Below are 24,733 nucleotides of genomic sequence, written 5' to 3'. Positions count from 1 at the left end.
CCATGATGTTCCCCGACCCGCAGTTTTCCCTTGCCCCGACTTGACCCAGACAGCGAAAAATCTGGCCCGGAAGCCTCCGGCACAGGAAACGCTCGCGCCCTGACCCCGGAACTCCTGCGCCGCATCGCCTTTGGCGCTCTGCTGGGCGCGGCAGGTGGCATCCTTTTCTGGCTGATCCGCATGCCGCTGCCGTGGATGCTGGGCTCCATGCTCTTCACCATGGTTGCTTCGATCTTCGGTGCACCGATCCTGCCGCCGAACCGCATACGCCCCGCTCTTGTCGCCGTCATCGGTGTGCTGCTCGGTTCCGGCTTTACGCCAACCCTGATAGGACAACTGGGAGACTGGGTCATTTCGCTCGGGCTTCTGGCGCTTTATCTCGCCATTTCCGGCGTTCTGGCGGTTCCCTTTTACATGAAGGTGGGCGGCTTCGACCGCATCACGGCCTTTTGTTCCGGCATGCCGGGCGGCCTGATGGAAATGGTCAGCCTCGGCAAGGACCTGGGCGGCGACGAGCGCAAGATCATTCTGGCGCATGCAGCCCGCATTGTCGTCACCATCAGCCTCATCTCCTTCTGGTTCCGCATCGTCGAGGGGCAGACCGTGGGCACGGCCATCACAAAAGGTGGCCCTCCGTCCTGGCAGGATCTCGCCATCCTTACAGCCTGCGGCGTCATCGGCGCCTTTGTGGCCATGAAATTGCGCCTGCCCGCTGCAACCCTCGTCGGCCCCATGCTGCTGAGTGCCGCCGCCCATGTGACCGGCATCACCACCAGTGCCCCGCCGCAGGGGCTGGTGATCGCCTGTCAGGTGCTGATGGGCACGATCATGGGCTGCCGGTTTCTGGGGGCCGGACGGCGCGAGGTGATCCACGCTGTCTCCCTCAGCTTCGGCGCCACCTTGATGACGTTGCTGGTAACACTTTTGTTTGCGCTGGGCTTTGGGGCTGTCATAGGCCAGACAACCTCGCAGATTGTGCTCGCCTATGCGCCTGGCGGCCTCACCGAAATGAGCCTCATTGCCCTCGCCATGAAGGCAGAGGTGGCCTATGTGGCCAGCCACCACATCGCCCGTATCGTGCTGCTGATTTCTTTCGCGCCATTGGTTCTTTCCCTCATAGAACGCCGTCCTCCCGGACGCATCAAGCCACGCGACTGACCTCCCCTGGCCTCCTGCAGCCCTTGCACGCCGCACAAAGCCGGGGCACAAGCAGTGCGGAGCTGATTTGATCCGGACACTGGGAGGAACGCGGATGATCTTGTGTTGCGGCGAAGCACTGATGGACATGCTGCCGAGGACTGTTGGTACAGAGGGCACAGCCTTTCTGCCCGTACCCGGCGGAGCCATCTTCAACACGGCCCTGGCCCTCGGCCGCCTCGGTAACCGCGCCGGTTTCCTCTGCGGCGTCTCGACAGATCTGTTCGGCGAGCAGCTTCTGGCTCATCTGGCCGCCTCAGGCGTGACTTCCGATCTGTGCATACGCTCATCACGCCCGACGACACTTGCTTTCGTGCGGCTGGTCAATGGCGATGCCACCTATACGTTCTACGATGAAAACTCGGCCGGACGCCTGATCACACCGGGAGATCTTCCAACGCTGCCGGAAGAGACACGTGCCCTGCATTTCGGCGCTATCAGCCTGATCGGTGAGCCCTGCGGAACGGCTTATGAAGCTCTTCTGACACGTGAGGCCCCCGCCCGTGTGATTTCCCTCGACCCCAACATCCGCCCCGGTTTCATCACCGATGAAGCCGCATACCGGGCGCGCCTCGCCCGCATCATTCCGCAGGCAGACATCATCAAGGTCTCTCACGAAGACCTGGACTGGCTGGCACCGGGGGCGTCCTTCGAGACACTGGCGGGAGACTGGCTTGCCAATGGTGCAAAGATCGTGATCCTCACTCTTGGCAAGGACGGCGCAAGGGCTCTGACAGGTTGTCTCGACGTGACCGTTCCGGCACGCAAGGTCGAGGTGGTGGATACAGTGGGGGCCGGCGACACTTTCAACGCTGGCTTCCTGTCTGCGCTGGACGACGCAGGACTGCTCGGCAAGGCTGCAATTGCTGCAATTTCAGATCAAGACCTTGCGGCTGCACTGGGCCGCGCGGTGGCAGTCGCCGCCATCACGGTTTCACGCGCAGGGGCCAATCCCCCTTCCGAAGCGAACTCTCTGGCATCTGAAACTGCGATTGCTGCCGCAAAAGGAGACAGTTGCCCAAAGGGCCGGCTGTCTCAACTCTTGCTGCAAAAGACGCTCCAACGAACTTAGCGCCGCCAATCACAACCCAGAGCAGTCAAGAAGGATCATTGCCACCAAAAATAACGCAAGGTTAGTATACGCTCCTCAACGTCACCAATCTGTCATCTTCACTTAAATCTTCAGTAATGACCACATTCTATCGTAGAGGCTGAATTCTTCCGCTCCGGCAGAAAAAGGACATCTCGATGGCACTCAAGCATATTCCGATCGTTCAGAAAATTCTGGCGGTCCTCATTCTCATGGGGCTTTGCGCGACCGGAATCGCAGCTGTCGCCTGGACTCAGATCAACGCCCTCAGCCAGTCATTCGCCGAAGTCGGAGCCTCGGAAGAGGCCGCGCGCGAAGCGATGGATCTGCGCATCGATATCATTGCCATCAGCCGCATGACATATCAGCTGGCGCTCACGCCGGAGAAAGCCTCTGACTTCCGCGCCGAAACAGACCGTCGTTCAAACGAAATGCTGAGCCGTCTGCCTGTTCTTGAAGCAGTGGCCGACAGCGCACAGATGCAGCAGCTTGGGGATGTGCGCAAGGCGCTGGATTCCTATTTCAAGACCATCATCGCCATGGTGGATGTAGCCGCGAAAGACTCCGCCAACGCCGAGGCCATCAATGGTGCCCTGGCAGCGGCTCTTGCGGGCCAGAAGGCCGTGACCGATGCAGTGAAGGTCTACAGCACCTACTCCAACGACATGATGAAGAATCAGCGTGAAACTGCATCCAGTTCTGCCATCGCCGCCGCAAGCACGATGGTGGTGACGGCCGTGATCGCGATCATCGCAGGTATCGGTATCGGCTTGTATGTGAGCCAGTACGGCGTTGCGCGTCCCATCTCCGCAATGGTCCAGACGCTGACGCGCCTTGCAGCCGGTGACAACTCCGTCGATGTTCAGGGCACCGACCGCCGCGATGAGATCGGCGCTGTCGCGAAGGCTGCGCTGATCTTCAAGGAAAACAGCATCCAGAAGGAACGTCTGCAGCAGGAAGCCGATGCGGAGAAGGCCAGCGCCGAAGCACGCCAGAAAGAGATGATGGCGCGCATCGCCAAGGAGTTTGAAGACGCCGTAGGCGGCATCGTTCACAACGTCATGGCCGCTGCAAACCGCCTGGAAAAGGCCGCCCAGGCCATGTCCTCCAACGCGGAACATACATCGCAGCAGTCCATCACAGTGGCTGCCGCCGCTGAGCAGGCCTCGGCCAACGTCCAGACCGTTGCTGCTGCAACTGAAGAATTGACCGCCTCCGTACGTGAAATCGCCGGTCAGGTGGATCAGTCCAACCGCATGTCGAATGTGGCCGTGACAGATGCCGATACGGCAGCCCGCAAGGTTCACAGCCTCTCGGATGCAGCCCAGAAGATTGGTGACATCGTTGAGTTGATCAACGGCATCGCCAGCCAGACCAACCTGCTCGCACTCAACGCCACCATCGAGGCGGCCCGTGCGGGAGAGGCAGGCAAGGGCTTCGCAGTGGTTGCCGCCGAGGTGAAGCAGCTCGCGGACCAGACAGCCAAGGCCACCACGGAAATCGCCTCGCAGGTGACCTCCATCCAGCTCTCTACCACTGACTCGGCTTCGGCCATTACGGCCATTGCTGAATCCATCCGCAAGATGAGCGAGATCAGCGGTGCTGTTGCGGCTTCAGTGGAAGAGCAGTCTTCCGCCACGCAGGAAATTGCCCGCAACGTGCAGCAGGCCTCCAGCGGAACGGCAGAAGTGTCTGGAGCCATCACCACGGTGACGCGTGCGGCACAGGAATCCAGTGCGGCCTCGATGGACGTGCTGCACTTCTCCGCCGATCTCGCCAAGCAGGCAGATCAGCTGAACTCGGAACTCAGCCGGTTCCTTGGAACCATCCGCGCTGCCTGACAGCCGGCCATAGCAAAATCAGAAAGGGCGGGATGATCACCATCCCGCCCGTTTCTATTTTTGTCAGCCATGGGGCTGCGTTCAAATGGTAGGATCCTGACGCTTCTCTTTGAAGATCAGCCACAAGTTCCGGCCATAGATGATAAGGCCGAGAGCCTGCCCGGCGATGAAAACCGGGTCCTGACGCTGGATCGAATAGATCAGCAGCAATGTGCCGCCTCCGATGGAGAAGAACCAGAAGGCCACCGGCACGATGGACCGCCCTACCCGCTCTGATGCAATCCACTGCACCACAAAGCGCATCGAGAACATGAACTGGGCGACAAAGCCCAGGATGATCCAAACATCCAGCTGCTCCACGAAAACCGTATGCAGCCAGTCAAGCAAAGCACTCATCTGAATTGCGGCTCCTGTGATCCGCTCCGGCGTGGTCTCAATGGGGTCCGGCGGCCGGTTCGATGGCCGAAACCTCAGGGATTGATTTGCGGCGGCGGCGAAGCCACCAAACACCGAGCAGATCAAGTGCGCCGATCAGGGCCCGGTCGAAAATGCCATATTTGGAGGTTCCGTGGCGGCGATGCCGGTCCAGAACATCCACATGCACCACACCATAGCCCTCGCGGATGACCAGCGCAGGCAGGAACCGGTGCCAGCTGTCAAAATACGGCAGCTGGAGAAAGACCTCGCGGCGCAACGCCTTGAGCCCGCAGCCGCTGTCCCGTGTGTTGTCCTTCAGCATTGCACCGCGCAGACGGTTTGCCAGCCTGGATGCAATGCGCTTGGCCCGGCTTGCCTTGCGCCCCACCCGCTGACCAGCAGCCAGCGCCACGGAAGGCCCGCCAGCTTCCAGAGCGGCCATCAGCTCCGGAATATAGGCCGGGTTGTTCTCACCATCGCCATCAATCGTGGCGACAATCCGCCCCCGCGCATGGCGAAGCCCCGTGCGCACAGCACAGGACTGACCGCCGGAACGGGCGTGGCGCAGCGGCCGCAGCCAGGGGTGCGACGCGGCATAGTCCGCCAGAACCTGGTCGGTGCCATCAGTTGAACCGTCGTCGATCACCAGCACTTCAAATGCACGCCCCTCGAGCGCAGCAGCGATTTCATCCAGCAGGATGGGAAGGTTGTCGCGCTCGTCCTTGGCAGGCACGATCACGCTCACCTCAAGTCCGGCATCTGCCATGCCCTGCTCCATACCGCTCATCGGCATCTCACTCTTCATTCTGTGCAGGCGACGGATGCGTGGCTGCAGACCGGCGCCCCAAGGCCGCATTCCAAAGGGCCCGGAAGGCTGCACGCGCAGAAACACCGCCAGCAATTGGCCTGATCCTGCCGCCGGGCACCAGCACGAAGCCGATACGGCGTTTTGCCATCCAGCGGGCGCAATAAAGCGTTGTCGCTGCGCCCAGCACCAGACCGGCCGCAACATCCGAAGGGTAATGCGCCCCGACCATTACGCGGCTGAAAGCAGCCCAGAAAGCAACGGCGGCAATCAGCCAGCGCCAAGCCGGGAAAATCAGCGCCAATGCCAGCGCAAAGGCGGCAACCGTGGTTGAGTGGCCTGAGGGAAAGCTGGTGTAGGTGCTGTGAAAGGCGAACAGATTGAAGTCGACCGGCCCTGCCACCTCATAGAGCTTCGGCCTCGCACGGCCAATGCTCCATTTCAGGATCACGACCAGAATACCACTGAGCGCAACGGCGTAGAAGACGAAAGCCGAATAGGTCCAGATCATCGCGCCAGCCATGCGCACCCGCACTGTCAGCGTCTTCGCATTCACGAAAGCCAAAGCCGCGAGACAGAAGAGGCCGGTGGACCACAGGATCCAGTTGGATTTGCCAAGATCGGTGACCCAGGAGAAAACCATGCCATATTCCGGCGGCAGTGCCCTTACCCAGGGTATGGCTGGAATATCCAGCAGCACCACTGCCAGCCCCGAGGCAAACAGAAGGATCGCCAGCAGGTCCTGCGGCCGCTGACCGGCAGCAAGAGGAACATGGACGCCCTGTGCCCGCAGACGGCGGTTTGCAATTATGGCGCGGATGGCAGCCACATTGGCAGCAAAGCGCTTGCGGATCTTGGAAAAACGACCGGATGCCATCAGGGGCTTAACCTCTTGCTCGCTCATCTTGCGGCAGCTCCTGGCAGATAAAGCCCCAGGTCAAGCTGCCGCCCCCGTTGATATTCAGGCCCTGTACCCTGCCTGCAAGCACCGGCACAAGCCCATCCTTGCTTGAGGCGGCCAGAAACGCCTGTTCCTGACGGCTTTCCACCACTGCAAGGCGGCAGGAGCCCGGCTGCTGCGCCAGAAACGCTGCCGCCTCCTCCGGGGCCCCAAGAACCGTATCCGTGCCCTGCAGGAAGACAAAACTCGGCTCGCTGAAGCCGCTTGAGGCCACTGTCACGGGGGCGCAGCCTGCGGCTTGGGAAATTGCTGCCACAAGGCGCGGACTGACCCAGATGGTGGACAGCGCAGGCCCCACAAAGCCCCAGAAACCCGTAGTCATGACAAGCGCCGCCGCGCAGGAGCGCCAGAGCGCGCCCGTCAGATCACCTCGCAGCAGACGCATGGACGCCCAGAAGCTGATCACCGCCGCAATGACACAGAAGACCACGCCCGGAGGAGACGGCCAGTCGCCAAGGAAAAGCGGCCCGGCGACAGAGGCTGCGGCAATCGCCACAGGCAGCAGCGCCAGCAGAACGGCTGCAAACCACCGCAGGACCCGGCCGGAGGCTGGCCGCTCGTCGACGATCACGAGAGCAACAGGCAGCGCCAGGGCCGGAAGCAGAGGCATTGTGTAGTGGGGCAGCTTGGTCGCCACCAGTTCAAACACAATCCAGGCCGGGAAGAACCATGCCGCACAGAACTGTACCAGCGGAAGCGAGCGCAGCGCCCAGATGCGCGGTGCTGCCAGCGCGAGAAACGCAGGCAACGGCCAGAACACGACGAGCATGGCTGCCAGATGGGTCAGCGGCGGTGCGCCGTGGCTTTCCTGACCTTCCGCAACCTTGCCCATCAGATCACGGCCGATGGCCTCTTCAAAGAACGTGCCATTGGACGCAATCCAGATCGCCACAAACCATGGCAAAACCAGCAGGAGCGTCAGAACAGTGCCCGGCAACGGCGCGGCGGCACGGAACCAGCTGATCCGGCGGCGCATCAGGGCGAGAGCGGCAACCGTCAGGCCCACGATCATTGGCGCCACGGGCCCCTTGACCAGAATGCCGAGTGCCAGCGCCACCCAGAAGACCAGTGCGAGCCCCCAGCGGCGGCGCGTCGCGTCATCCGCCAGATAGATGCGCGCCAGAGCCCCTTGCGCCAGAACGATGGAGGCGAAAAGCGTGGCATCCGTCTTGCCAAGGCGGCTTTCCACACCAAGGATCAGCGCCAGCGCCACCAGCATGCCAGCCACAAGCGCGGCCGGCGGCCCGGTAAAGGCACGAGCTGTCCAATAGACCGCCAGCACCACCGTCAGCGCCGCCAGCAGAGACGGCAGCCGGTAGACCCACAAGGGGGCGGAGGCGTCGTGGCCCGTAATCTTCACAGCAGCGGCCTGAAGCCAGTAGATGCCGATCGGCTTCTTGTAGCGCGGCTCCTCCTGCAGGCGGATGTCCATGTAGTTGCCGGTTTCGAGCATCTGCTTGGTGGCCTGGGTGAAGCGTGGCTCATCACGGTCGAGCGGCGGAACGCCCGATTGGCCTGGCACAAACATGAAAAGCGCCAGAAGAAGCAGCAATGCAGGTGCAAACAAGTCATGCCCAAGCCGCCTCAACCAGGCCGTATGCGGCTGCGGATCGCGTGCATGTGCGATGCTGCCTGCGCTGCCGTCGATGCTCTCGCCTGTTTGCTGCTCGGTTTCATGCATGTGACTGTTCCGGAACCGTTTGCACCAGCCATGTGATGCTGCACCGCTTCCTACAGGAGAGCAATCCAAAGGGGAACCTGAGACTTGCGCGAAACGCGGTTTCCACTATCGTCCTCCCGCCCTTTCCATGGAACAGTACCCGAGGCCGATGACCCTGATTGTCCAGATTACCGACCTTCACCTGCGCCCGCGCGGCCTTGCCTGTTACAGGGTAAGTGACACCAATATGCTTGCAGCCCGTGCCTTCCGCACGATTACCGCCCTGCCGCAGAAGCCCGATGCCGTGGTCATTACAGGCGATCTCACAGACGGCGCGGATGAGCGGGAATATGCCCTTCTGCGCCAGCTCTGCCGCCAGCTGCCCTGCCCGGTCTATGTGATGCCGGGCAATCATGATCTTGCGGCGGTCATGCGCAGCGAACTTGCGGACTTTCCGGGCGTCGGGGACGCCCCCACCGGGGACAAGCTGCACTATGCGGTCACAATCGGCGGAATTCGTCTCGTCGTCCTCGACAGCAGCGTTGCGGGCAAGCCCTATGGCCGGTTGGGCGGGGAGCAGATCGCCTGGCTTGACCAGACGCTTGAAGCCGATCACACGCCCACGCTCGTTGCGCTGCATCACCCGCCCAAGGTGACCGGCATCGCCCATATGGACGTGATCGGCCTTGCGGATACCGAGGCGCTTGCGGCAGTCCTTTCACGGCATCATCACGTGGAGCGGCTGATTTGCGGCCATGTACACCGGACGATCATCACGCGCTTTGCCGGTACGGTAATGACCCTGTGCCCCAGCACCGCGCATGCCTGTGTTCTGGACTTTTCCCCGGACGCCCCTGCCGAATTTGTGATGGAACCGCCTGCGTTTTTTGTGCACCGGCTGGATCCGGAGGCTGGTTTGTCCAGCCATCTTCACTATGTAGAGGCCTATCCGGGGCCCTATCCGTTCTTCGCAGACAAGGGCATCACGTGGACCGGCAGCAAATAACGAAATTATTTCAATAAATTGAGGAAAAATGCAGAGAAAAACTTCACCCGCCGCGATGCTCTGCGCCTTGCCCTGATTGGAGCGGCACTTCCGCTGGCAGCCTGCGGCGGCGGATCTGGCAGCCAATTTGATCGCAATGTCGCAATTGATCCGGTTTCCGTTGACCGGGACGAGATGCTGCAACGGCTGAATGGCTTCCGGGCCGAAAACGGCTTGCCGCCGCTGCAGGCCGACGGACGTCTGAATGAAATCTCGGCATGGATGGCCAATCACATCGCGCGCTGGGACAGCATGGACACGCGCGAGCACCGGGCGATCGCCCTCGCCCGGCGCCTGGACGGTCATGGCTATGAGCACTATGCGGCCGCGGAAAACCTCGGTGCCGGCTATGACAGCCTTGATGCCGCCATGGCCGGATGGAAGGGCTCCGCTGGCCACCGCCGTAACCTGCTCAACCCCTATGTGACGAGGGTCGGCATTTCGCGGGTGCGCCGTCCAAACGGCAAGTGGCGCCATTTCTGGGTGATGACCCTGGCCCGGCCCAAGGAAGATGGGCGTCCGGGCTGACAGCACTCAAACTCTGCAATAAAAAAGAGGCGGGCTGAAAAGCCCGCCTTTAAAGTCTGGTTTCCAGAGACCCCAAGAGGGGAACCGGCACGAAGCCGGTGAGAGCGCCGCTCCAAAAGTGGAGTATCAGTCTCATGTTTTTTCTAGGCCGTCAGACGGGGTCTGTCAAGCGCCCTGCCATCCGGAATTCCACGCATCCGGCCGCAACGGCCCGCCTGGTCAGCAAATGAGGCGGCCCCCTGCGTTTCAGAACGGATAGGGCCGTCCGGAAATTTCAGGTTCCTCCGCGGCAAAGTCCCTTAGTCCCCAGCGGACAGGTGAGGTGAAAAGCCGGGGGTTGCCAAAACGTGGCAACCAGGAGCACAGATCCGGACTGACCGCCTTTACACAGGCAAGGCCGGTCTCCTCTCTGGAACAATCCGCAAGCCAGACACGGATGTTCTGCGCCATCAGCGAGGTTTCAAACTCCTCCCAGGAAAATTCCCTTTCAAGTCCCTTGGCGGCGGAGGCCATGGGCGCTCCCAGCTTCAGATCCTGCTGCACATCCTCGCCCGCATAGGACAGCAGTGGAGATCGAACTCCGCCCACCTTGGCATGACCAGACGTGCGGGCGGCAAGCTCCAGGGCAAATTCACCTTGTACGAGTTCTCCGATTGCAGACAGAAGAACAGCTCCTGGCTCCAGCCCGCCAGCCACTCCAATCACGCCGGACTTCCCCTCTCCGCCGTGGGAAACTGCGGCTATCACATGCAGGGAAAAGTCAACCGGCAAGTAAAGAAAATGGGTGACGCGTTCCCGCTCAGACAGCCAATCAGCACATATTTTAGGCAAAAACTCCCTCACCTGAGCCCAGGGCAACGGGTTTATCCCCAGCCGGTTGTGCCACCAAATCCCGGCAGCGTCCCGTTCGGCAAGCTCCAGCATAGCCCGCCGGGCCGCGGTTTCCGTGTCTGTCCAGACTGCCGCCCCTTGGGTTGACCCTACAGGAACCTCCGGTATCCCGGCGTTGCGTCCCTCGCCTAGCAGAACCACAAGCGCCGGAACCAGTGCCGCATCACCTGAGAAAGCAGAGGTGACACGCATGCGGCGCCGGGAAAGCCGGTTCCAGCCGATCTTCTGATCCTCCCACACCGCAGCAAGCGCGGGAACCCGGGCGGCCAGCTCCTTCTCCTGAGCGGCACTGAACTGCAGGAAGGCCCCGGCAGCCAGATCCTCCTCATCCCCGCCGTTCAGCTCCAGAACGAGCGGGTCCATTGGTCCTTGCGCGATCAGGCTGAGCCTTTCCGCCAGCTCCCCGAGACAACCAAGGACGGCCCGGTGCCGCTGCAGCCCCTGCCCGCCGCAGGCAATCTGTGAAACAAGAGACTGCACAGCCTCTTGCCGCCAGCCCTCAGGCAGCGGACCTGGCATGGCCGTGCAAACGTGAAACGGACAGTCCGCCAGCGGCGCAAAGGCGATTCGGGGCGCAAAACGGTCCAGAAACCCGGCAAACAGGCGCAAGGTTTGTGGCGGCACGCCCTCCGCCATCCTCAGCCTTCCGCTGCCCTCCTCCAGAAGGCCGCAGGATGCGAGAAAGGCCAGAGCCTGCGCCATTCCGTCCCCAACGTCATGTCCCTGCAGCTCGGCTATCAGCCCCCCGTTAGCCGCCGCTTCAGCCTTTTCGGCAGCGCGCAGAAATGCCCCTTTTTGTGCCACATCCTTGTCCACAAGCCTTCACCGCTCAAGAGTTGCATTGCTGGCGAGCTCCGGCCCGCCTCTTGCCGAAGAGCCCCGTCCGGCGCAGCCTGATCGAGCAACGGCAGCCCGGCCAGACTTTCTGACGGGAACACGTGACACCAGCATCAGGCAAGGCCCTTCGCCCCTGGAACACAACAGTTTCCAGGAAGAGCTTCGCTTTACCCGGTGCCTGCAGTTCAAACACCAGAATGAAGAGGTTCGTCATGAAGCAGGAAGCCATTCTCGACAGCAAGCTCTCCCTCGGCGCACTCATCGGCAAGACCGTGAATGATGCGGCCACGTCCAGCGAAGCTGCAGCCGCTGCCGCCAAGCACCTCTCCGGCGTCACCGTCCATGCGGACAGCGCGGACACCGTGCATCTGGTTGTTCCGGCTGCGGTGGACATGGCACGCCTCGCCGCTGCCGACGAGAGCTATTTCGAAGAGCTCGGCCGCAAGGCACTGGGAGCATGTTTTTACGAGATCCTGCCGGAGTAAAACCGGGAGGACACAGGTCAGCCCGCCAGGTCCGTGGGCTGACCTGTCCATCCAACTTGCAGCAGCTCTTCAAAGGACAGTTGCCATGGCCCGCTTTCCCCTGCCAGCCTCGAAGATCCCGGTGCTTGGCCGCGTACTGGCTGAGGCGGCAGCTGATCCGGACAAGCGGGAAGCACTCTGCCGCAACCCGGCCGGTGTTCTGGCCGCAGCTGGTCTGCCATCAAGTCTGACTGCGCTGTTTGACTTCAAGATACTCGTCGAGACGGACGATACACGGCAGGTGGTGCTTCCGTTCCGGTACAACGCCGAGAAATTGGCGCGTGGTGATGCAGCCTATCTGAGGGAAATCGAGAGCGGCCTTGGCCAGAGGGCAACAGCAGGTCAGGTGCATTGATGCCGATTGGCGGTATCTCACGCTGCCCTGCTCTCTCCACCATCAGGCGTGCCGCACCAGCCCGACAGTCTCACGCAGACTGTTCATCGCCAGATCGAATGAAGCCCGCGCCTCCGGGTCCTGGAACAGGTTGACGCTGTCCAGCCATTGCCGCAGCTGCCGCGAAGTTTGCCAGCGGCTGCTCGCCCCAAGCTGGCGTTCCATGCATTGCAACAACATGGCACGCGCTGCTTCCGCGTCCTGCGTATGTCCGGCACGGTAAAGCGCAGCAAAACGGGTCGCCAGACCATGCAGATTGTCGAAGGGCCCCCGTCTCGCATAGTCCGCCGAGCGTTCATAATCACCAAGTGCAAAGAACACGTTCGCCAGATAGCCATAGACGATGCGCGGCGTGACGATCAGCCCGTCAAATCCCTTCTCCGCCGTTCTCAATGCCTGTTCCCTTTCGCCGATATAGGCCAAGGCCTCCGCAGCTGAAATTGTGTTCATTGGGTCGAGCGGATTGAGCTTCAATGCCTGGATAAAGGAGCGGCGGGCATCATCCGGCCGGCGGGAATGGATCAAAGCCCAGCCATTCACACGATGGTTGACCACCTGCCAAGGATCCAAAGCCACGGCCTTTTCGGTCAGCGACAGCACGTGTTCCCCGTCGGCCAGCGGTGTCTCGGCTGTCGGATAGAACAAGGCCTGCTTCATCAGAATGGAGGCCTGGCCCGCATAGGTCAGACTGAAAGACGGATCACTCGTCTGCAGTTCCTGCATGATGGCAAGAGCCTTGCGGTCCGCAGAGGCATTGAATTCCCAAATGAGCGACTCGACCTGGCACCAGCGGCCAAAGGGGCTGCGGCCGGGCCGCTGGCGCAGGCGGCCGATGATATGGCTATGAATGCGGCTGACCGTGCGGTAGACGGCTTCGTGCAGTTCGTGGCTGGACCTTACGAGATCCAGATCAATCAGCTCATGGAAGGCGATCTGCCCACTGGTCCGGTTCTCAAGCTGGATACCAAGCCGGTTGAGCGTCCGGTCCCGGTGAAACCGAAGCAGGAAACTGCCCAGATCCCCGCCATCCACACGCACCGGCGCAATGCTGCCATCGCCCGCCCAATAGGCGGCCTCATAGAGCTCGAACGACCGGTAGGCCGAAAGCCCCGTCACGACCTCTTCGCGCACAGCAAAAGCCGTTTCATCACCTGCAGTCTCGTCCCAGGCCATGCTGGAAATCGAAATAACCGGCAAACGCATCTCGCCGGGAAGCGCGGCATCGATGCTTCCCCGGCAGAAAACCGGCCAGTCTCGCTGCCGGCTGGAAGCGCCACGGCGGGTGGCGGTGCAGAAGCAGCCCACTTGCCCGACGGAAAGGCTATGACACTTTGCGGCCTGGTCTCTGTGATGGTGCCTGAGGCGTTTGCAAGCCCAGCCCGGTGCCCCTCGAAACCGGTAGCCTCTGGCACGTCCTCCAGCAAACGGCGGGTTTCTGCCGACGGCTCAATGTCGAGCAGAGTGCGCAACTCCCGGGCACAGTCCCTAAACTGTTGTTGCGCTCGCTCCTTCTGCCCCAGCCGGAGAAAATGCCATATCAGTTCCTGATGCCCATATTCATTCGCAGGATCAAGCAGCAGGAGAAACCGGGCGAGCCGCTCACGCTTGACACAGGCAACATGTCCTATCCCGGCCCGGCCCTCCTCCAGAACCTCGGTTATCTTCTTGCTGAGGACCGAACGCACCCGCGCCTGCTCGACGGCAAGCCATTCGCCAAAGGCCGGGTCCAGAACATCAAAGCCATGCAGGAAATCGCCAGCCCAGAGCGAGCTGATACGATCCAGTTCAGCGGGATCTGCACCGCCGACGCCCCGTGTCAGCACATCAATGTCGGTCTGGATGTTTTCACGCAGTAACGACAACGTGGAAGGCGTTGCCACCAGCAGCCGCAGCCCCGCCTCTTTCTCCGCCTGGCGGATATGACTAAGGGCCTGACGCAGGGACATGGCTGAACGGGAGCGGTCGCCGTCGCTCCACAGCAAGGCAGACAGTTCGCCGCGCGTCTCGGTTCCTCCGGGGCAGCGCACCAGATAACCAAGAATGGCCAAGGCTTTGCGGGTCTTCAGGCTCAGCACCCTTCCGCTGCTGTCCTCAAGCTGCGGTACCCCGAGCGTCCTGAAAAACAACCTCGTCATGCCGTTCGTCCCACAATCACTCCGGTCCAAAAGCAAGAAATTCTGCTGCGGGCACTAGAGCCCTCTGCCATTCCCTTGCTATTTTTCCTTATGCACTAGCATAGGTTTCTCAGAGCACCCGCACAACTTGCAACTCAAGAGTGCCGATTCTTCAGCATTACCGCAATCATAGTCAACCTATCACGTTCATTTCACGCTACAACCCGATGATCAACGTACTGGTGCCGTGGCAGGCTGGATTTCCGTGAACCGGGTTTTCAGCACCCGCCCAAGAACTGGGTATTTCACGCAAGGCCGGAGAACCGGTCAACATAAGAACGGTAGGTTGCACATGTCGAAAGCTGCAGGACTGACGAAGGCTGAATCAGCAGCAGAAGCACTCCACGGTCATGAATCCATGCAGGATATGTCTGCGGAGTCCCTTAAGCGCATGATCTACTTCACCCGCCGTGAAGCTGAAAAGGATGGCCGTACCTTCTGCGCCTATCTGCTGACCATGGCGGCCAACGCACTGGACGATGACGCTGCCGATGTGAATGAGGCGCTGCGCGCCAAGCTGTCGCCGGGCGATCTGCTGCGGGGCACAAAGGCAGGCTGAACAAGGCCAACGGCTATTCCCAGACAGGTGACTGTCTGAACATGAAACCGCGGCATCCTCGCAACGTGACAAATTTCATATATTGCCTTTTTCCCGGGGCAGGCCAGTGACAACAGGCCTGCCCCGGTCGTTTGTGACGACGGCAGGCTTCAAAAACACAGCGAGCGCCTGCGGAACAAGCTTTAAGCCGCGCCAGCGCGCCACTCGGTCATGCCTGTAGCAAAATCAATGAAATGAGCGGTTGTTTGGCGACCCCTGCAGGATTCGAACCTGCGACCATTCGCTTAGAAGGCGAGTGCTCTATCCAGCTGAGCTAAGGGGCCGGTTGCGCGGGATCAGGCCGCGCGGGGCATGCCGCAGGAGCGGCCTTGCCCGGTATTCACGTCAACCCCCGCCATGAAGGCCGGGACGGGCAGCATCAGCACCCGGCTGACTCGATCCAATCAGATGCGCCTCAGTGGGTCCAGGGCGCGTGCCGGTCGAAGCGGAAATTGTCCGAATAGCTTGCGCCGCGAATGGAGCGGTCCTTCGGCTTTTCCACGCGGTAGGCGATGCCCTTGCGCTGCGCATAGGCTTCCGCCTCTTCACAGGTCTCAAAGAAGAGACGCACCTGCTGCTTCATGTCGGAAGACGACGTGTAGCCCATCAGCGGATCAATGCTGCGCGCAACTTCGGGCTCATAATCGAGCACCCAACGCTGCGTCTTGGCCTTGCCCGACTGCATGGCCGTCTTAGCCGGCCGGTAGATCTCGCGCCACCATAGTGTCTGTCCTGTCTCGCATACCTGCTGCAAGCTGCTGGTTTGCCGGTGTTTTCCGGGCAGCAGCGCTCACGTGGCGCTGCACCAGCCATTCATGGCTGTTTTCTGCGGGAACGGCGCGAATGTCAACATCACTTGCGCACTGCGGACGTGGCACAACCGGTTTTGACACAGGCTCTGTCAGCAGAATGCGGCACCTCCGGTCAATCGCTGACGCGATTTGCCACAAATTGCAACCGCTGGGCTCACTTTCGATTGCTATGACAAGTAACCATCTGGAACTATTCTAATCAGAAATTCAGGGATTGCGCATGTGCCGTGCCAATCCGGGGCACGCCGCCATCAGCGGGGGCTGCCTCACCCGTATGGTTCAGGGAACGCGTAATGCCCCAATTCGACGTGACCAGGTTGCAGCATGAGCATATCGCTCCGGTCCGGAACCGGGCTATCCGCTTGCGCGCCGAAGCGGAACAGCAAGAGCTCGGTATCGTCTGGGACATGATCCTTGCGGTCGATTACCAGGCCGCAAGCGCCGAGGAGCTGTCCCCCGAAGCACGCGAGGATTTTTGCGATGTGATCGAAGTGCTGCTGCGCACATTGGTGCGCGACTGAGCCGCAGATCTTCATACGTACAGCCACGCATGGCTTTCAGTTCACACTTCCGTTTGAAAGGCGACTAGGGCATCCTTGGACGTAAACAGGCTTAATGGCAGGCGCCCCGGCCCAAGAGGTGCGTGCCTCAGGAAAGTTGACAGGTCCCGATGCTCGCCAGACCCCGACAGCTCTTTGCCGACCTAGGCAGCAGCGCAATCGAGCGTGGGCTTGCGGACCCCAGGCTGTCTCACTTCTATGAAGACATGCGAAGGACTGGCTCTGTCACAGGGCCGGAGCTGCAGAAGCACCTGCCCTTTCTCAGCCTCTGTGCCTTGCCGGATGCCAGCGGGACGGCTCCACCGATCGTGTATGCGGGGCGGCTTTCCTCGCAGGTCCAGCTATTCGGCAGCATCTGGAGCGAGCAGCCCGGTGAGGCGCTGGTGACGCCCGATCCCGAACTTGAGAGAGCCGCAGCAGCGGGCTACCTGAGCGCACTGGATGCCGGCTCTTACTACGGTTATGTCCGCACCGGCATCCGGCTGGGTGGACGCATGCATGACGTGGCCTATGAAAGGCTGATCATGCCTCTACGCCCGAGGCCTGATTCTCCGGTGCGGATGCTGGCCTATTTCGGCGTCATTCAGGCGTTGGAGCTGCAAGGCTCCGCGCCAGCGTGACCAGATCGCCCCGCGTCGCCCAAACGAGCCAGTCATCGGGCCTGATGTGAGAAGGGGCTGAGATCCAGTGCGTCCCGGCAGGCGCAAAGTGCCTGTAGCCGACCCGCACACCGAAGCCCTTCATCGCATTGGCTTCAGCCATCAGGCCGTAGAGATAGTCGGGTGACCATTTGAGCAGCGCCAGCAGAAAGCCGGTTTGCGTCAGCAATTCGGCAAGGCCCCTGCCCCGGATGTCCTTTCTCAGCCAGAGATTGCCGTGATAGACGATCCGTCCGCGCATCCGGAATGCTTCCGCTGCGTGGGCGGTGCCAAGCCTTGCGCCGCTATGCGGGTCTTCAAACAGGCGCCGCTGTTGCTGTTGCCAGAAGGCGGCAAGGCTCCGGTCCTTCAGGTCATCAATCTTGGCGGCCTGAACAGACACAAGCTCGCCCTGCCCGTTATAGGCCCCAACCCAGAAGGCTAGGCTTGCGTGCAGATCGACGAAGCGGATGGAAAAGTCCTCCATCAGATAGCGGTCATCGGTCCGGGATACCGCCTCTTCAAAGGCCTGAAAGTCCGTGCTTTCCTGCAAGGACACCCCTTGCTCCCGCAGGCGCCCGGTGAGGACGGCGAGAGCACCAGCGACGACGAGCGTCGGATCTTCCTGAAGTATCAAGGTCATGCGTTTCCCCATCGTTCAGATGCCGCGAAACCGCAGCACAACCATGAAGCGATGAAGGACGCAAAAAGCGAGCTTTGCCTCGCCGCAACCGGGCAGGAACCGGCAAGACGAGCAAAATCGCGGAGGCTCCAGCCGGAACATCCAAAACTTCAGAAACATGTAAACTGGAGGAAGAAAGTGGTCGGGGCAGCAAGATCTCGAACTTGCGACCCTCTGCTCCCAAAGCAGATGCGCTACCAGGCTGCGCTATACCCCGACGTCCGGTATGTTTGCGGGTGTACCGCCTTCCCCTGCACAGCGTCAAGCCCGAAGGCCAGGACAATCACACCCTCTGTGCAGTTGCGCACCGCCAGTTTCCGGGCGGACAGCGGCTGCAGAATTCAAGGCTTGATGCTGGGCGCCGAAACCTTCTGTCCCGGCGCAAACTGTAGCCTTTCCGAAGTGCCTGCGATCACTTCCAGAACATAGCGGGCACTGCCACCAGAGGAGACAATCTTCTCGGACAGAGGTTCCGTGTCTTTCGCGATGGAAACGATGCGGCCCGCCTGATCAATGAAAATCATGTCGAGGGAGATATAGGTGTTCTTCATCCAGAAGAACTTCTCGCCGCTTTCTGGAAAAACAAAGAGCATACCCGCATCAGCGGCCATTTCCTTGCGGTTCATCAGGCCCGTCGCCCGATCTGCCTCTGTGCTGGCAATTTCCACGGTGAAAGCCTGCGGGCCTGCTGCGGTTTCCACCGACAGCCTTTCAGTGGGCAGTCCGGCAGCCTTGGCAAAGGCAGCGGCTCCCAGAACAATCATGCCAACCAGAACGGCCCTGACGGCAATTCCAAAGGCTCCACGCAAGCAAGGCGCCGGAGCACCTGTGCTTCGGACGCTCAAGGCGCGCAAAGGCGCCGTGAAGTGGGCGATACGCATTACTTCCCCTCCAAACTCATACGCAACTGATACAATATCCAATCCCGCCAGGCCGCTACAAGGCCAATGCAGGAGGTCAGTCTTATCGAAAGCATCGCTTCTTCTGGCGTATGTCTTCCAGCCGGGCGTGCCTGAACTCAGCACCCCGGCCCTTTCCATTTCGCCCGGCACCCTAGGTGCAAGGTATTCCCGCCGGATTAACAGACGGATATTTCCTTTGCAGCGCGACGCAAACCGCCGTTCTGCTTCGAGCCCTCAGTGAGAGGATGGAATGTGAGCACCGCCACCGAGCGGACGGATCTCGGCTGCCATACGCCCCTTCGGGCCTTGACCAAAGCGGACCTGCACTTCCTGACCGGGGCGCAGTTCCGTGATGCCGAAGCGGCGCAGGGTCTCCATATGGATGAAGATGTCTTCGGAAGTTTCGCCCTGTGTCAGGAAGCCGAAGCCCTTGACGCGGTTGAACCACTTGACGGTCGCCCGTTCGAAACCGCTTTCCGGCACGACCTGCACATGGGTGCGTGAGGGCGGCAGCTGGGAAGGATGTACGGCGGTGGATTCGTCCATGGACAGAACACGCAGTGCCTGAAGGCCGCGCGGCTTGTCGAGAACCTCACAAACGACGCGTGCGCCTTCATAGGCGGTCTGGAAACCGTCCCGGCGCAGGCACGTCACGTGCAGCAGGATGTCCGGCAGGCCATCATTGTCCGGCACGATAAAGCCATATCCCTTGGCAATATCGAACCACTTGATCGTCCCGGCCAGCTCGATCACGTCGACGCCAGCGTCTTCCGCCATCGTCTCAATCAGCCGGGGATCCTGAGCCGTCTTAGCCCCCATGTGTCCAAGCCCCATCTCTGTGCCGCTTATGTCAGATTTGGGTGAACCATCCGACTCACCACTCTCTGATTCCTAAGAAAAGGATAACACTCACAGGGGGCTCGGCCAGTGCCTTTTGTTAACAAACCACAACCTCTCAGTCTTTGCCCACTGCAATTATGGCATGCCTGTCAACTTTTCCCGGGTAACAGGACATCAAAAGTCGCAGCTGCCGGTGTCCGGATGAGATGAGAGGCAAGTTCATCCAGAGGCCCGGGCTGCTGATTGATCAGCATCATTTGAGCCCCGGCCTCGACTGCAATTTCCGGAAGCCGTGCAGCCGGATAGACCTGCAGCGATGATCCAACCACAATAAAGACATCTGCCTTGCGCGAGGCCGCGACAGCACGCTGCCAGGGCTCCTCCGGCATCGACTGGCCGAAGCTGATTACAGCCGCCTTCAAGAGGCCGCCGCAATCCGCACAGCGTGGACTGCGGTCGCAGTCAGCCACCTTTTTCTGCGCCATGAGGTCCGCATGGGCGCCACAGGACAGGCATGAGGCATAGGTGCCATTGCCATGCAGCTCCACCAGTTTGTCCTGCTGCAGTCCTGCCCGCTGGTGCAGCCCATCGATGTTCTGCGTGATCACCAGCTGCACCCGCCCGACCTCCGCTTCCCGCGCTAGCGCACGATGGGCAGCATTCGGGTGAGCGCGGGTGAAATCCCCATGGAAGATGAAGCGCCGGCGCCAGTCTTCCAGACGCTGTGCCTTGTCTTCAATGAAATCAGCATATTGAACCGGCGCCATCCTGGACCATATCCCTCCCGGAGACCGGTAGTCAGGAATTCCTGACTCGGTTGAAATTCCGGCACCGGTCAGGACAACAATCTGCCCGCCGCCGGAGAACACCTCCCGGAGCGCAGCCTGCGCAGCGGTCAGGTCATCAATATGTCTTGGCATTGCTGTGTCTTGTCATTTTGAGGCCGGGCCGTCACGCTGGTTCCGTTCAATGAACAGAACCGAGAGTGGCGCAAGCCTGCAGCCCATGGCAAGCCCGGCCGCAAAGCCAGCACTCTCCGGAAAATCAAACAAGGGAATCAAGATGCGCTACCTGCACACCATGGTCCGCGTGACCGACGTCGAAGCCTCTCTCGACTTCTATTGCAACAAGATGGGCATGACCGAAGTCCGCCGCATCGAGAACGAGGCCGGACGCTTCACGCTGATCTTCCTGGCTTCCGCCGACGACGTGGAAAGCGGCAAGGCCCATGCAGCACCGCTGCTGGAGCTGACCTATAACTGGGATCCGGAAACCTACACCGGCGGGCGCAACTTCGGCCACCTCGCCTACGAGGTGGACGACATCTATGCACTCTGTGCCAGCCTGATGGAGAAAGGTGTCACCATCAACCGTCCGCCGCGCGACGGCCGCATGGCCTTTGTCCGTTCTCCGGATGGAATCTCGATCGAACTTCTGCAGAAGGGTGCCGCCAAGGAGCCGGCAGAACCCTGGTCATCCATGCCGAATACCGGCAGCTGGTAAGCCTTTTTCCCGGAATCCGGGGAAGGCATGGGCGCTGCCGGGCAGGAAATCATGGTCTGAAATCAAGGCTGTGGATATTTTGCCCGGCAAAAAGGCGCGGATTTCCGCGCCTGCTGCCAGCTCTCTGCCACGTCCCTTCCGGACCTGTGGAAAAACATGCAAATACCCTCTTGCAGCCTCCGAACAATCTGCCTATAAGCCTCCTCACACGACGCGGCCCACACGGGCCACACGGTCAAGCGCCCATCGTCTAGCGGTCAGGACGTCGCCCTTTCACGGCGAAAACAGGGGTTCGATTCCCCTTGGGCGTACCACTCTCTTCCTGAGAGTGATTTTGAAAAAGACGCTTAGGCGTCTTTTTCGTTTTTGCATCTCCCCTCTGCTGAGTGTTCTTGCCTGGCAATCCCGCTGCCAGAATGCAGAGCCTTGATGGTCTCTGTTTCCTATGGCCTGCAGGCGGTGCAGGCCGTGGCAAAAAACAGATACCGAACGCGGGGCGCTTGCAGGCATGCAGCCTGCCGTGGCAAAACTTTTGCAGCGAAAACCTGACAAGCTGCCGGTTTCGTTTCCCTGCGAAAGGTCCTGAAGATGCTTGCGCGCGCGCTCACCTGTCTTCTCCTGGTTCTGGCCGGTATCAGCCCGGCCTTGGCAAAGCGCGTTGCGCTGGTCATGGGCAACGGGGCCTATCTCCACACCGTCGCCCTTCCCAATCCGGCCAATGACGCGCGCGCCATGTCAGCCAAGCTGAAAAGCCTCGGTTTCGAGGTGGTCGCGGGCTATGACCTCGACTATCAGGCCATGCGGCGCACCGTTGCGGAATTCGCGAGGGAAGCGCGCGGCGCGGATGTCGCTCTGCTGTTCTATGCCGGGCACGGCATGCAGGTGGGCGGCACGAATTATCTTGTCCCCGTGGATGCGAAGTTCGACGACGAAACGGCGCTGGATTTTGAAACCATCTCCGCTGACTTTGTGCTGCGTCAGATGTCCAATGACGTAAAGGTGCGGATGGTGTTTCTCGATGCCTGCCGCGACAACCCGCTGGCGCGCACACTGGCCAGGTCGATGAATCCCTCGCGCTCGGCCGGAGTTGGTGCAGGTCTTGCCGAGCTCAAGTTGCAGGATCAGGGCGGGGAAGGTTCCGTCATTGCTTTCGCCACGAGCCCCGGTGACGTGGCTCTGGATGGTACAGGCAGCAATTCGCCCTTCACCAGCGCCTTGCTGCGCCACATCGATGCGCCGGACACACCGATTCAAACCGTGATGACCCGCGTAACCGGGGATGTGTTCAAGGAAACCGGGCAAAAACAACGCCCTTGGGTCAATGCCTCGCTGATCGGGGAAGTCTATCTCAACCGCTCCGCAGCCCCCGCAAATGTGGCAACGGAAACCACCGTTTCTCAGGATGCGGCAGCTGTCGCATCCGGTACGGTTCCCACCAGTGCAACTCTTGCGTGGGAGCGGGAGAAAGCGCTGTGGGATGCTGCGTCAGCAGGCGGCACTGTGGAAGACTACAACGTCTATCTGGCCGCCTATCCGAATGGCAGCTTTGCCGACTTTGCCCGCAACCAGATCAAGCGCGTTGAAGCGGCCAATGCTCCAGCCTCCGATGAGGCTGTCACAGAAGAGGCAACGGCAGATACGCAAGGAGACGAGGCAGCAGCAGAAGGGACCAGAACACAGAAGGCCGGCACAGCCAGCGCCTCTTCCACATCAGCAGAGACGGAAGATGAAGCGGCCTGGTCCCGGCTCAAGCGCCGGGAAGTTCAGCTTCGCCTGAATCTTGCCGGCTATGACGCGGGGACGCCGGACGGTGTTTTCGGCTCCCGCTCCCGCGCTGCCATCAAAGAATGGCAGAGCTACAACGAATATGAGCAAACCGGCAGCATGTCCGAAGAGGAATATGAACTGCTGAAGGAACAAACCCAAGCCGAATTTCGGGCCGCAATGGCGCAGCAGCAGCAGCGGCCCCAGCGCCAGTTCCAGCGCCCGCCGCAACAGGTGCAGCGCGGCACCACCGCCGATGGCTCACCCATCTACGCGGCTGAGCCAGAGCATCTGCCGCCGGGATCCGCGCCCGAGGGAGACCCTATGATCGATGCCGCCGGAGCGGCGATTCTGGGCGGTGCCATCGGCGGGATTCTGAATGGCATCCGCCGCTGAGCCGTAACGCACTCCTCAGGCCGCCTCCGTCACAAGAAGCTCGAAAGTCACGCAGACCGGATTGCAGCCCTTCTGCAGGATGCCAGTGCTGATGGCCCCGTCCAATCCAACGAGGGCAATGTCGAGGCACGTACCTTGCCCGCGCCGCCAGGAACCGGAGCGCACCAGTACTTCCGTGGCGTAGGACGAAACGGAGGTTCCGTCCTCGTAGTCCGCCCCCACCAGTGATCCGATTCCATGCACGGAGGCCGCTCCGAAGCCGGCAGCCTCGCAAGCCTCGGAAATCATGGCGCAGACGTCCACATTTGGCCGGATGGTCAGCAACAGGCCACGGGCACTGCCTGCCCTCTCCCGCTCGGCTTCGCCGGGAGCAGGCGGTGCAGGCTCTGGCGCGAACAGAGCAAAGTTGGTCTCGGCGTCGAGCCGTGTCACCAGTTGCGCCCCAGAAATGGCCAGAGCGTCGACCTCCACCGGTCCCGCCAGCTCCGCCTCGAAGGGCAGAAGATGCCCCATGGCCTCAGCCGCGCCCGCCGGAGTCCAGATGCCGTGACAATGGAGAAAAGGCGCGCCATCCCTTTGACCCAGATGCAAGCCAGCCCGTGAAATCCGGCTGCCTGGCCCGCCTTCATGCGTCGCGCTGTACCAGGCGGCGTGGCTGTCATCCGGGCTTGCGGCGGGAATCACATAGTTCATCCGCGCCATGGCCGTGTCCTGCAGGCTGACATAACCGGCCGCATAGCCCGCCTGCGCAAACCCGCGTGACAGGGTCGCAAGGATTGTCTCACCCGAAGCAGGTTCCAATGCCAGCCGCAGCGGGCGCACCCGGCAAGAAACCACGCGCAGGCGCGAAGCCTCAACCGGCCCGGGATGGAGGATGCTGCGCAGGCCGCCGCCTGCCCCTCCCTTCATACGGCAAGCCCTGCTGTGACGAACCCGCCATCAACGGCCAGCACCTGGCCGTTCACGTAGGACGCCTCATCCGAGAGGAGGAAGGCAACCGCACTGGCCACTTCCTCCGGCTGGCCATAGCGGTGCAGCGGTACCCGCTTGTGCCATTGCTCACGCACGTCTGGCGTATGCACGGCGCGTGCAAGCGGCGTGTCCACAGGCCCCGGAGCAACGGCATTGACGCGGATTCCAGACCCTCCAAGCTCATTGGCCATTACCAGGGTCATCAGGTTCAACCCGCCTTTTGAAGAGCCGTAAGCCGAGCGGCCCTTGTTACCGCACAGACCTGAAATGGAGGTGATGTTGACGATTGCGCCCGGCTGGTTTTCTCAAGCCACAGGCGCGCTGCCGAACGGCAGACAATGAAGCTGCCGGTCAAGTTGACATCAATCACCTTCCGGAAGTCCTCAACGCTGGTCTCCACAGCCGGGCGGTCGAAGCCGATACCCGCAGAGTTGACCACACCGGCAAGGCTGGTGGCGGCGGCGATGATGCGCATGGCTGCCTCGACCGACGTTTCATCCGCAACGTTACAGACGATGCCCCGCTCTGCCGGAATATCCAGTTCCGCGCAGGCAGCAGCCAGAGCCTCGGCCTTCAGGTCCAGAAGCCAGGGTTCATAGCCGAGGCTCTGAAGCTTGTGGGCAGTTGCCAGGCCAATGCCAGACGCGCCGCCGGTGATGGCTACAGCCTTCGCCTTGCCTTTATCACTCATCCCAATTCCTC

Annotated in this window: 25 protein-coding genes, 3 tRNA genes and 1 pseudogene; 13 read left to right on the top strand and 16 right to left on the bottom strand. The window is 61.1% G+C overall.

The window, feature by feature from the left end:
• Window positions 1-30 precede the first annotated feature (30 nt).
• The 3 genes from ACQB61_RS07830 (at window position 31) to ACQB61_RS07820 (ending at window position 4,128) form a co-directional block, all read left to right on the top strand.
• Entirely contained in the window at window positions 31-1,158 is a 1,128-nt protein-coding gene (locus tag ACQB61_RS07830; protein ID WP_430512176.1) for an AbrB family transcriptional regulator, read from the top strand.
• 94 nt (window positions 1,159-1,252) lie between these two features.
• A complete protein-coding gene (locus tag ACQB61_RS07825; RefSeq protein ID WP_430512175.1) occupies window positions 1,253-2,269 on the top strand; it encodes a carbohydrate kinase family protein in 1,017 nt (338 codons plus the stop codon).
• Window positions 2,270-2,445: 176 nt separating this feature from the next.
• A complete protein-coding gene (locus ACQB61_RS07820) occupies window positions 2,446-4,128 on the top strand; it encodes a methyl-accepting chemotaxis protein (protein ID WP_430512174.1) in 1,683 nt (560 codons plus the stop codon).
• Window positions 4,129-4,209: 81 nt separating this feature from the next.
• Here ACQB61_RS07820 and ACQB61_RS07815 read toward each other — a convergent pair whose 3' ends face one another.
• From ACQB61_RS07815 to ACQB61_RS07800, 4 genes are read right to left on the bottom strand one after another with little or no spacing between them, the layout of a single operon-like run.
• The gene (locus ACQB61_RS07815; RefSeq protein WP_430512173.1) at window positions 4,210-4,524 is read right to left on the bottom strand and encodes a lipid-A-disaccharide synthase N-terminal domain-containing protein; all 315 of its coding nucleotides are present in this window, start codon (window positions 4,522-4,524) and stop codon (window positions 4,210-4,212) included.
• Window positions 4,525-4,561: 37 nt separating this feature from the next.
• Window positions 4,562-5,323, bottom strand: a complete 762-nt coding sequence (locus ACQB61_RS07810; RefSeq protein ID WP_430514323.1) for a glycosyltransferase family 2 protein — start codon at window positions 5,321-5,323, stop codon at window positions 4,562-4,564.
• A 16-nt stretch (window positions 5,324-5,339) separates the two neighbouring features.
• Complete coding sequence (locus ACQB61_RS07805) at window positions 5,340-6,254, bottom strand: phosphatase PAP2 family protein (protein ID WP_430512172.1); 915 nt, start codon at window positions 6,252-6,254, stop codon at window positions 5,340-5,342.
• Window positions 6,235-7,992 carry an ArnT family glycosyltransferase gene (locus ACQB61_RS07800; RefSeq protein WP_430512171.1) on the bottom strand — a complete coding sequence of 586 codons (1,758 nt, stop codon included), beginning with the start codon at window positions 7,990-7,992 and terminating at the stop codon, window positions 6,235-6,237. The genes ACQB61_RS07805 and ACQB61_RS07800 overlap by 20 nt, the downstream gene beginning before the upstream one ends.
• Window positions 7,993-8,140: 148 nt before the next feature.
• Here ACQB61_RS07800 and ACQB61_RS07795 point away from each other — a divergent pair, with 148 nt between their 5' ends.
• Together ACQB61_RS07795 and ACQB61_RS07790 are read left to right on the top strand one after the other, a co-directional pair.
• Entirely contained in the window at window positions 8,141-8,977 is an 837-nt protein-coding gene (locus ACQB61_RS07795; protein ID WP_430512170.1) for a phosphodiesterase, read from the top strand.
• An 18-nt stretch (window positions 8,978-8,995) separates the two neighbouring features.
• The gene (locus ACQB61_RS07790) at window positions 8,996-9,544 is read left to right on the top strand and encodes a CAP domain-containing protein (protein ID WP_430512169.1); all 549 of its coding nucleotides are present in this window, start codon (window positions 8,996-8,998) and stop codon (window positions 9,542-9,544) included.
• A gap of 246 nt (window positions 9,545-9,790) precedes the next feature.
• Here ACQB61_RS07790 and ACQB61_RS07785 read toward each other — a convergent pair whose 3' ends face one another.
• Window positions 9,791-11,239, bottom strand: a complete 1,449-nt coding sequence (locus ACQB61_RS07785) for a YcaO-like family protein (RefSeq protein WP_430512168.1) — start codon at window positions 11,237-11,239, stop codon at window positions 9,791-9,793.
• A gap of 245 nt (window positions 11,240-11,484) precedes the next feature.
• On the opposite strand from ACQB61_RS07785, the gene ACQB61_RS07780 reads away from it, so the two are divergent.
• Both ACQB61_RS07780 and ACQB61_RS07775 read left to right on the top strand, forming a co-directional pair.
• Window positions 11,485-11,757, top strand: a complete 273-nt coding sequence (locus tag ACQB61_RS07780) for a hypothetical protein (RefSeq protein WP_430512167.1) — start codon at window positions 11,485-11,487, stop codon at window positions 11,755-11,757.
• A gap of 85 nt (window positions 11,758-11,842) precedes the next feature.
• Window positions 11,843-12,151, top strand: a complete 309-nt coding sequence (locus ACQB61_RS07775; protein ID WP_430512166.1) for a hypothetical protein — start codon at window positions 11,843-11,845, stop codon at window positions 12,149-12,151.
• Between the two features lie 42 nt (window positions 12,152-12,193).
• On the opposite strand, the gene ACQB61_RS07770 is transcribed toward ACQB61_RS07775, so the two are convergent.
• The gene (locus tag ACQB61_RS07770; RefSeq protein WP_430512165.1) at window positions 12,194-13,387 is read right to left on the bottom strand and encodes a tetratricopeptide repeat protein; all 1,194 of its coding nucleotides are present in this window, start codon (window positions 13,385-13,387) and stop codon (window positions 12,194-12,196) included.
• Window positions 13,303-14,136: an AfsR/SARP family transcriptional regulator gene (locus ACQB61_RS07765; protein ID WP_430514322.1), complete on the bottom strand. Its 834-nt coding sequence runs from the start codon at window positions 14,134-14,136 to the stop codon at window positions 13,303-13,305. The genes ACQB61_RS07770 and ACQB61_RS07765 overlap by 85 nt, the downstream gene beginning before the upstream one ends.
• A gap of 619 nt (window positions 14,137-14,755) precedes the next feature.
• Here ACQB61_RS07765 and ACQB61_RS07760 point away from each other — a divergent pair.
• A complete protein-coding gene (locus tag ACQB61_RS07760) occupies window positions 14,756-14,923 on the top strand; it encodes a hypothetical protein (protein ID WP_430512164.1) in 168 nt (55 codons plus the stop codon).
• A gap of 246 nt (window positions 14,924-15,169) precedes the next feature.
• Here the strand turns inward: ACQB61_RS07760 and ACQB61_RS07755 are convergent.
• Window positions 15,170-15,246 (bottom strand) — tRNA-Arg (locus tag ACQB61_RS07755).
• Window positions 15,247-15,377: 131 nt separating this feature from the next.
• Window positions 15,378-15,716, bottom strand: coding sequence for an ETC complex I subunit (locus ACQB61_RS07750; protein WP_430512163.1), 339 nt, complete (start codon window positions 15,714-15,716; stop codon window positions 15,378-15,380).
• A gap of 351 nt (window positions 15,717-16,067) precedes the next feature.
• On the opposite strand from ACQB61_RS07750, the gene ACQB61_RS07745 reads away from it, so the two are divergent.
• Entirely contained in the window at window positions 16,068-16,295 is a 228-nt protein-coding gene (locus ACQB61_RS07745) for a hypothetical protein (RefSeq protein ID WP_430512162.1), read from the top strand.
• A 149-nt stretch (window positions 16,296-16,444) separates the two neighbouring features.
• Entirely contained in the window at window positions 16,445-16,954 is a 510-nt protein-coding gene (locus tag ACQB61_RS07740) for a hypothetical protein (protein WP_430512161.1), read from the top strand.
• Here ACQB61_RS07740 and ACQB61_RS07735 read toward each other — a convergent pair.
• From ACQB61_RS07735 to ACQB61_RS07715, 5 genes are all read right to left on the bottom strand, one after another.
• Window positions 16,914-17,615 (bottom strand): hypothetical protein, encoded by a 702-nt coding sequence (locus tag ACQB61_RS07735; protein ID WP_430512160.1) that lies wholly within the window; start codon window positions 17,613-17,615, stop codon window positions 16,914-16,916. The genes ACQB61_RS07740 and ACQB61_RS07735 overlap by 41 nt on opposite strands.
• 178 nt (window positions 17,616-17,793) lie before the next feature.
• Window positions 17,794-17,871 (bottom strand) — tRNA-Pro (locus ACQB61_RS07730).
• Between the two features lie 124 nt (window positions 17,872-17,995).
• Window positions 17,996-18,535: a DUF192 domain-containing protein gene (locus ACQB61_RS07725; protein WP_430512159.1), complete on the bottom strand. Its 540-nt coding sequence runs from the start codon at window positions 18,533-18,535 to the stop codon at window positions 17,996-17,998.
• A gap of 255 nt (window positions 18,536-18,790) precedes the next feature.
• Window positions 18,791-19,375: a cold-shock protein gene (locus tag ACQB61_RS07720; protein ID WP_162544514.1), complete on the bottom strand. Its 585-nt coding sequence runs from the start codon at window positions 19,373-19,375 to the stop codon at window positions 18,791-18,793.
• A 170-nt stretch (window positions 19,376-19,545) separates the two neighbouring features.
• On the bottom strand, window positions 19,546-20,316 hold the full coding sequence (locus ACQB61_RS07715) for an SIR2 family NAD-dependent protein deacylase (protein WP_430512158.1): 771 nt from the start codon (window positions 20,314-20,316) through the stop codon (window positions 19,546-19,548).
• Between the two features lie 142 nt (window positions 20,317-20,458).
• On the opposite strand from ACQB61_RS07715, the gene ACQB61_RS07710 reads away from it, so the two are divergent.
• The 3 genes from ACQB61_RS07710 to ACQB61_RS07700 all read left to right on the top strand — a co-directional run bounded on the left by ACQB61_RS07710 (window position 20,459) and on the right by ACQB61_RS07700 (window position 23,059).
• Window positions 20,459-20,899, top strand: a complete 441-nt coding sequence (locus ACQB61_RS07710; protein ID WP_430512157.1) for a VOC family protein — start codon at window positions 20,459-20,461, stop codon at window positions 20,897-20,899.
• 239 nt (window positions 20,900-21,138) lie between these two features.
• A tRNA-Glu gene (locus ACQB61_RS07705) sits at window positions 21,139-21,213 on the top strand.
• 274 nt (window positions 21,214-21,487) lie between these two features.
• Entirely contained in the window at window positions 21,488-23,059 is a 1,572-nt protein-coding gene (locus ACQB61_RS07700) for a caspase family protein (protein ID WP_430512156.1), read from the top strand.
• A gap of 15 nt (window positions 23,060-23,074) precedes the next feature.
• Here ACQB61_RS07700 and ACQB61_RS07695 read toward each other — a convergent pair whose 3' ends face one another.
• On the bottom strand, window positions 23,075-23,968 hold the full coding sequence (locus tag ACQB61_RS07695) for a DUF296 domain-containing protein (RefSeq protein WP_430512155.1): 894 nt from the start codon (window positions 23,966-23,968) through the stop codon (window positions 23,075-23,077).
• A pseudogene (locus tag ACQB61_RS07690) lies at window positions 23,965-24,722 on the bottom strand (SDR family NAD(P)-dependent oxidoreductase). Before ACQB61_RS07690 ends, ACQB61_RS07695 begins: the two are co-directional and overlap by 4 nt.
• Window positions 24,723-24,733 lie beyond the last annotated feature (11 nt).

This window comes from Pannonibacter phragmitetus (assembly GCF_050510895.1).
In the GTDB taxonomy this organism is placed as follows: Bacteria; Pseudomonadota; Alphaproteobacteria; order Rhizobiales; family Stappiaceae; genus Pannonibacter; species Pannonibacter phragmitetus_B.
Note: the sequence above shows the minus strand (reverse complement) of the source record. Positions and strands in the feature narration are given on the sequence as shown.

Coding starts and splice junctions, on each gene's coding strand:
- ACQB61_RS07820 (WP_430512174.1), top strand. CDS start 2,446: ATGGCACTCAAGCATATTCCGATCGTTCAGAAAATTCTGGCGGTCCTC.
- ACQB61_RS07745 (WP_430512162.1), top strand. CDS start 16,068: ATGCCCCAATTCGACGTGACCAGGTTGCAGCATGAGCATATCGCTCCG.
- ACQB61_RS07795 (WP_430512170.1), top strand. CDS start 8,141: ATGACCCTGATTGTCCAGATTACCGACCTTCACCTGCGCCCGCGCGGC.
- ACQB61_RS07780 (WP_430512167.1), top strand. CDS start 11,485: ATGAAGCAGGAAGCCATTCTCGACAGCAAGCTCTCCCTCGGCGCACTC.
- ACQB61_RS07735 (WP_430512160.1), bottom strand. CDS start 17,615: ATGACCTTGATACTTCAGGAAGATCCGACGCTCGTCGTCGCTGGTGCT.
- ACQB61_RS07715 (WP_430512158.1), bottom strand. CDS start 20,316: ATGCCAAGACATATTGATGACCTGACCGCTGCGCAGGCTGCGCTCCGG.
- ACQB61_RS07700 (WP_430512156.1), top strand. CDS start 21,488: ATGCTTGCGCGCGCGCTCACCTGTCTTCTCCTGGTTCTGGCCGGTATC.
- ACQB61_RS07775 (WP_430512166.1), top strand. CDS start 11,843: ATGGCCCGCTTTCCCCTGCCAGCCTCGAAGATCCCGGTGCTTGGCCGC.
- ACQB61_RS07710 (WP_430512157.1), top strand. CDS start 20,459: ATGCGCTACCTGCACACCATGGTCCGCGTGACCGACGTCGAAGCCTCT.
- ACQB61_RS07800 (WP_430512171.1), bottom strand. CDS start 7,992: ATGCATGAAACCGAGCAGCAAACAGGCGAGAGCATCGACGGCAGCGCA.
- ACQB61_RS07740 (WP_430512161.1), top strand. CDS start 16,445: ATGCTCGCCAGACCCCGACAGCTCTTTGCCGACCTAGGCAGCAGCGCA.
- ACQB61_RS07760 (WP_430512164.1), top strand. CDS start 14,756: ATGATCTACTTCACCCGCCGTGAAGCTGAAAAGGATGGCCGTACCTTC.
- ACQB61_RS07765 (WP_430514322.1), bottom strand. CDS start 14,136: ATGTCCCTGCGTCAGGCCCTTAGTCATATCCGCCAGGCGGAGAAAGAG.
- ACQB61_RS07720 (WP_162544514.1), bottom strand. CDS start 19,375: ATGGGGGCTAAGACGGCTCAGGATCCCCGGCTGATTGAGACGATGGCG.
- ACQB61_RS07815 (WP_430512173.1), bottom strand. CDS start 4,524: ATGAGTGCTTTGCTTGACTGGCTGCATACGGTTTTCGTGGAGCAGCTG.
- ACQB61_RS07805 (WP_430512172.1), bottom strand. CDS start 6,254: ATGAGCGAGCAAGAGGTTAAGCCCCTGATGGCATCCGGTCGTTTTTCC.
- ACQB61_RS07810 (WP_430514323.1), bottom strand. CDS start 5,323: ATGGAGCAGGGCATGGCAGATGCCGGACTTGAGGTGAGCGTGATCGTG.
- ACQB61_RS07695 (WP_430512155.1), bottom strand. CDS start 23,968: ATGAAGGGAGGGGCAGGCGGCGGCCTGCGCAGCATCCTCCATCCCGGG.
- ACQB61_RS07725 (WP_430512159.1), bottom strand. CDS start 18,535: ATGCGTATCGCCCACTTCACGGCGCCTTTGCGCGCCTTGAGCGTCCGA.
- ACQB61_RS07825 (WP_430512175.1), top strand. CDS start 1,253: ATGATCTTGTGTTGCGGCGAAGCACTGATGGACATGCTGCCGAGGACT.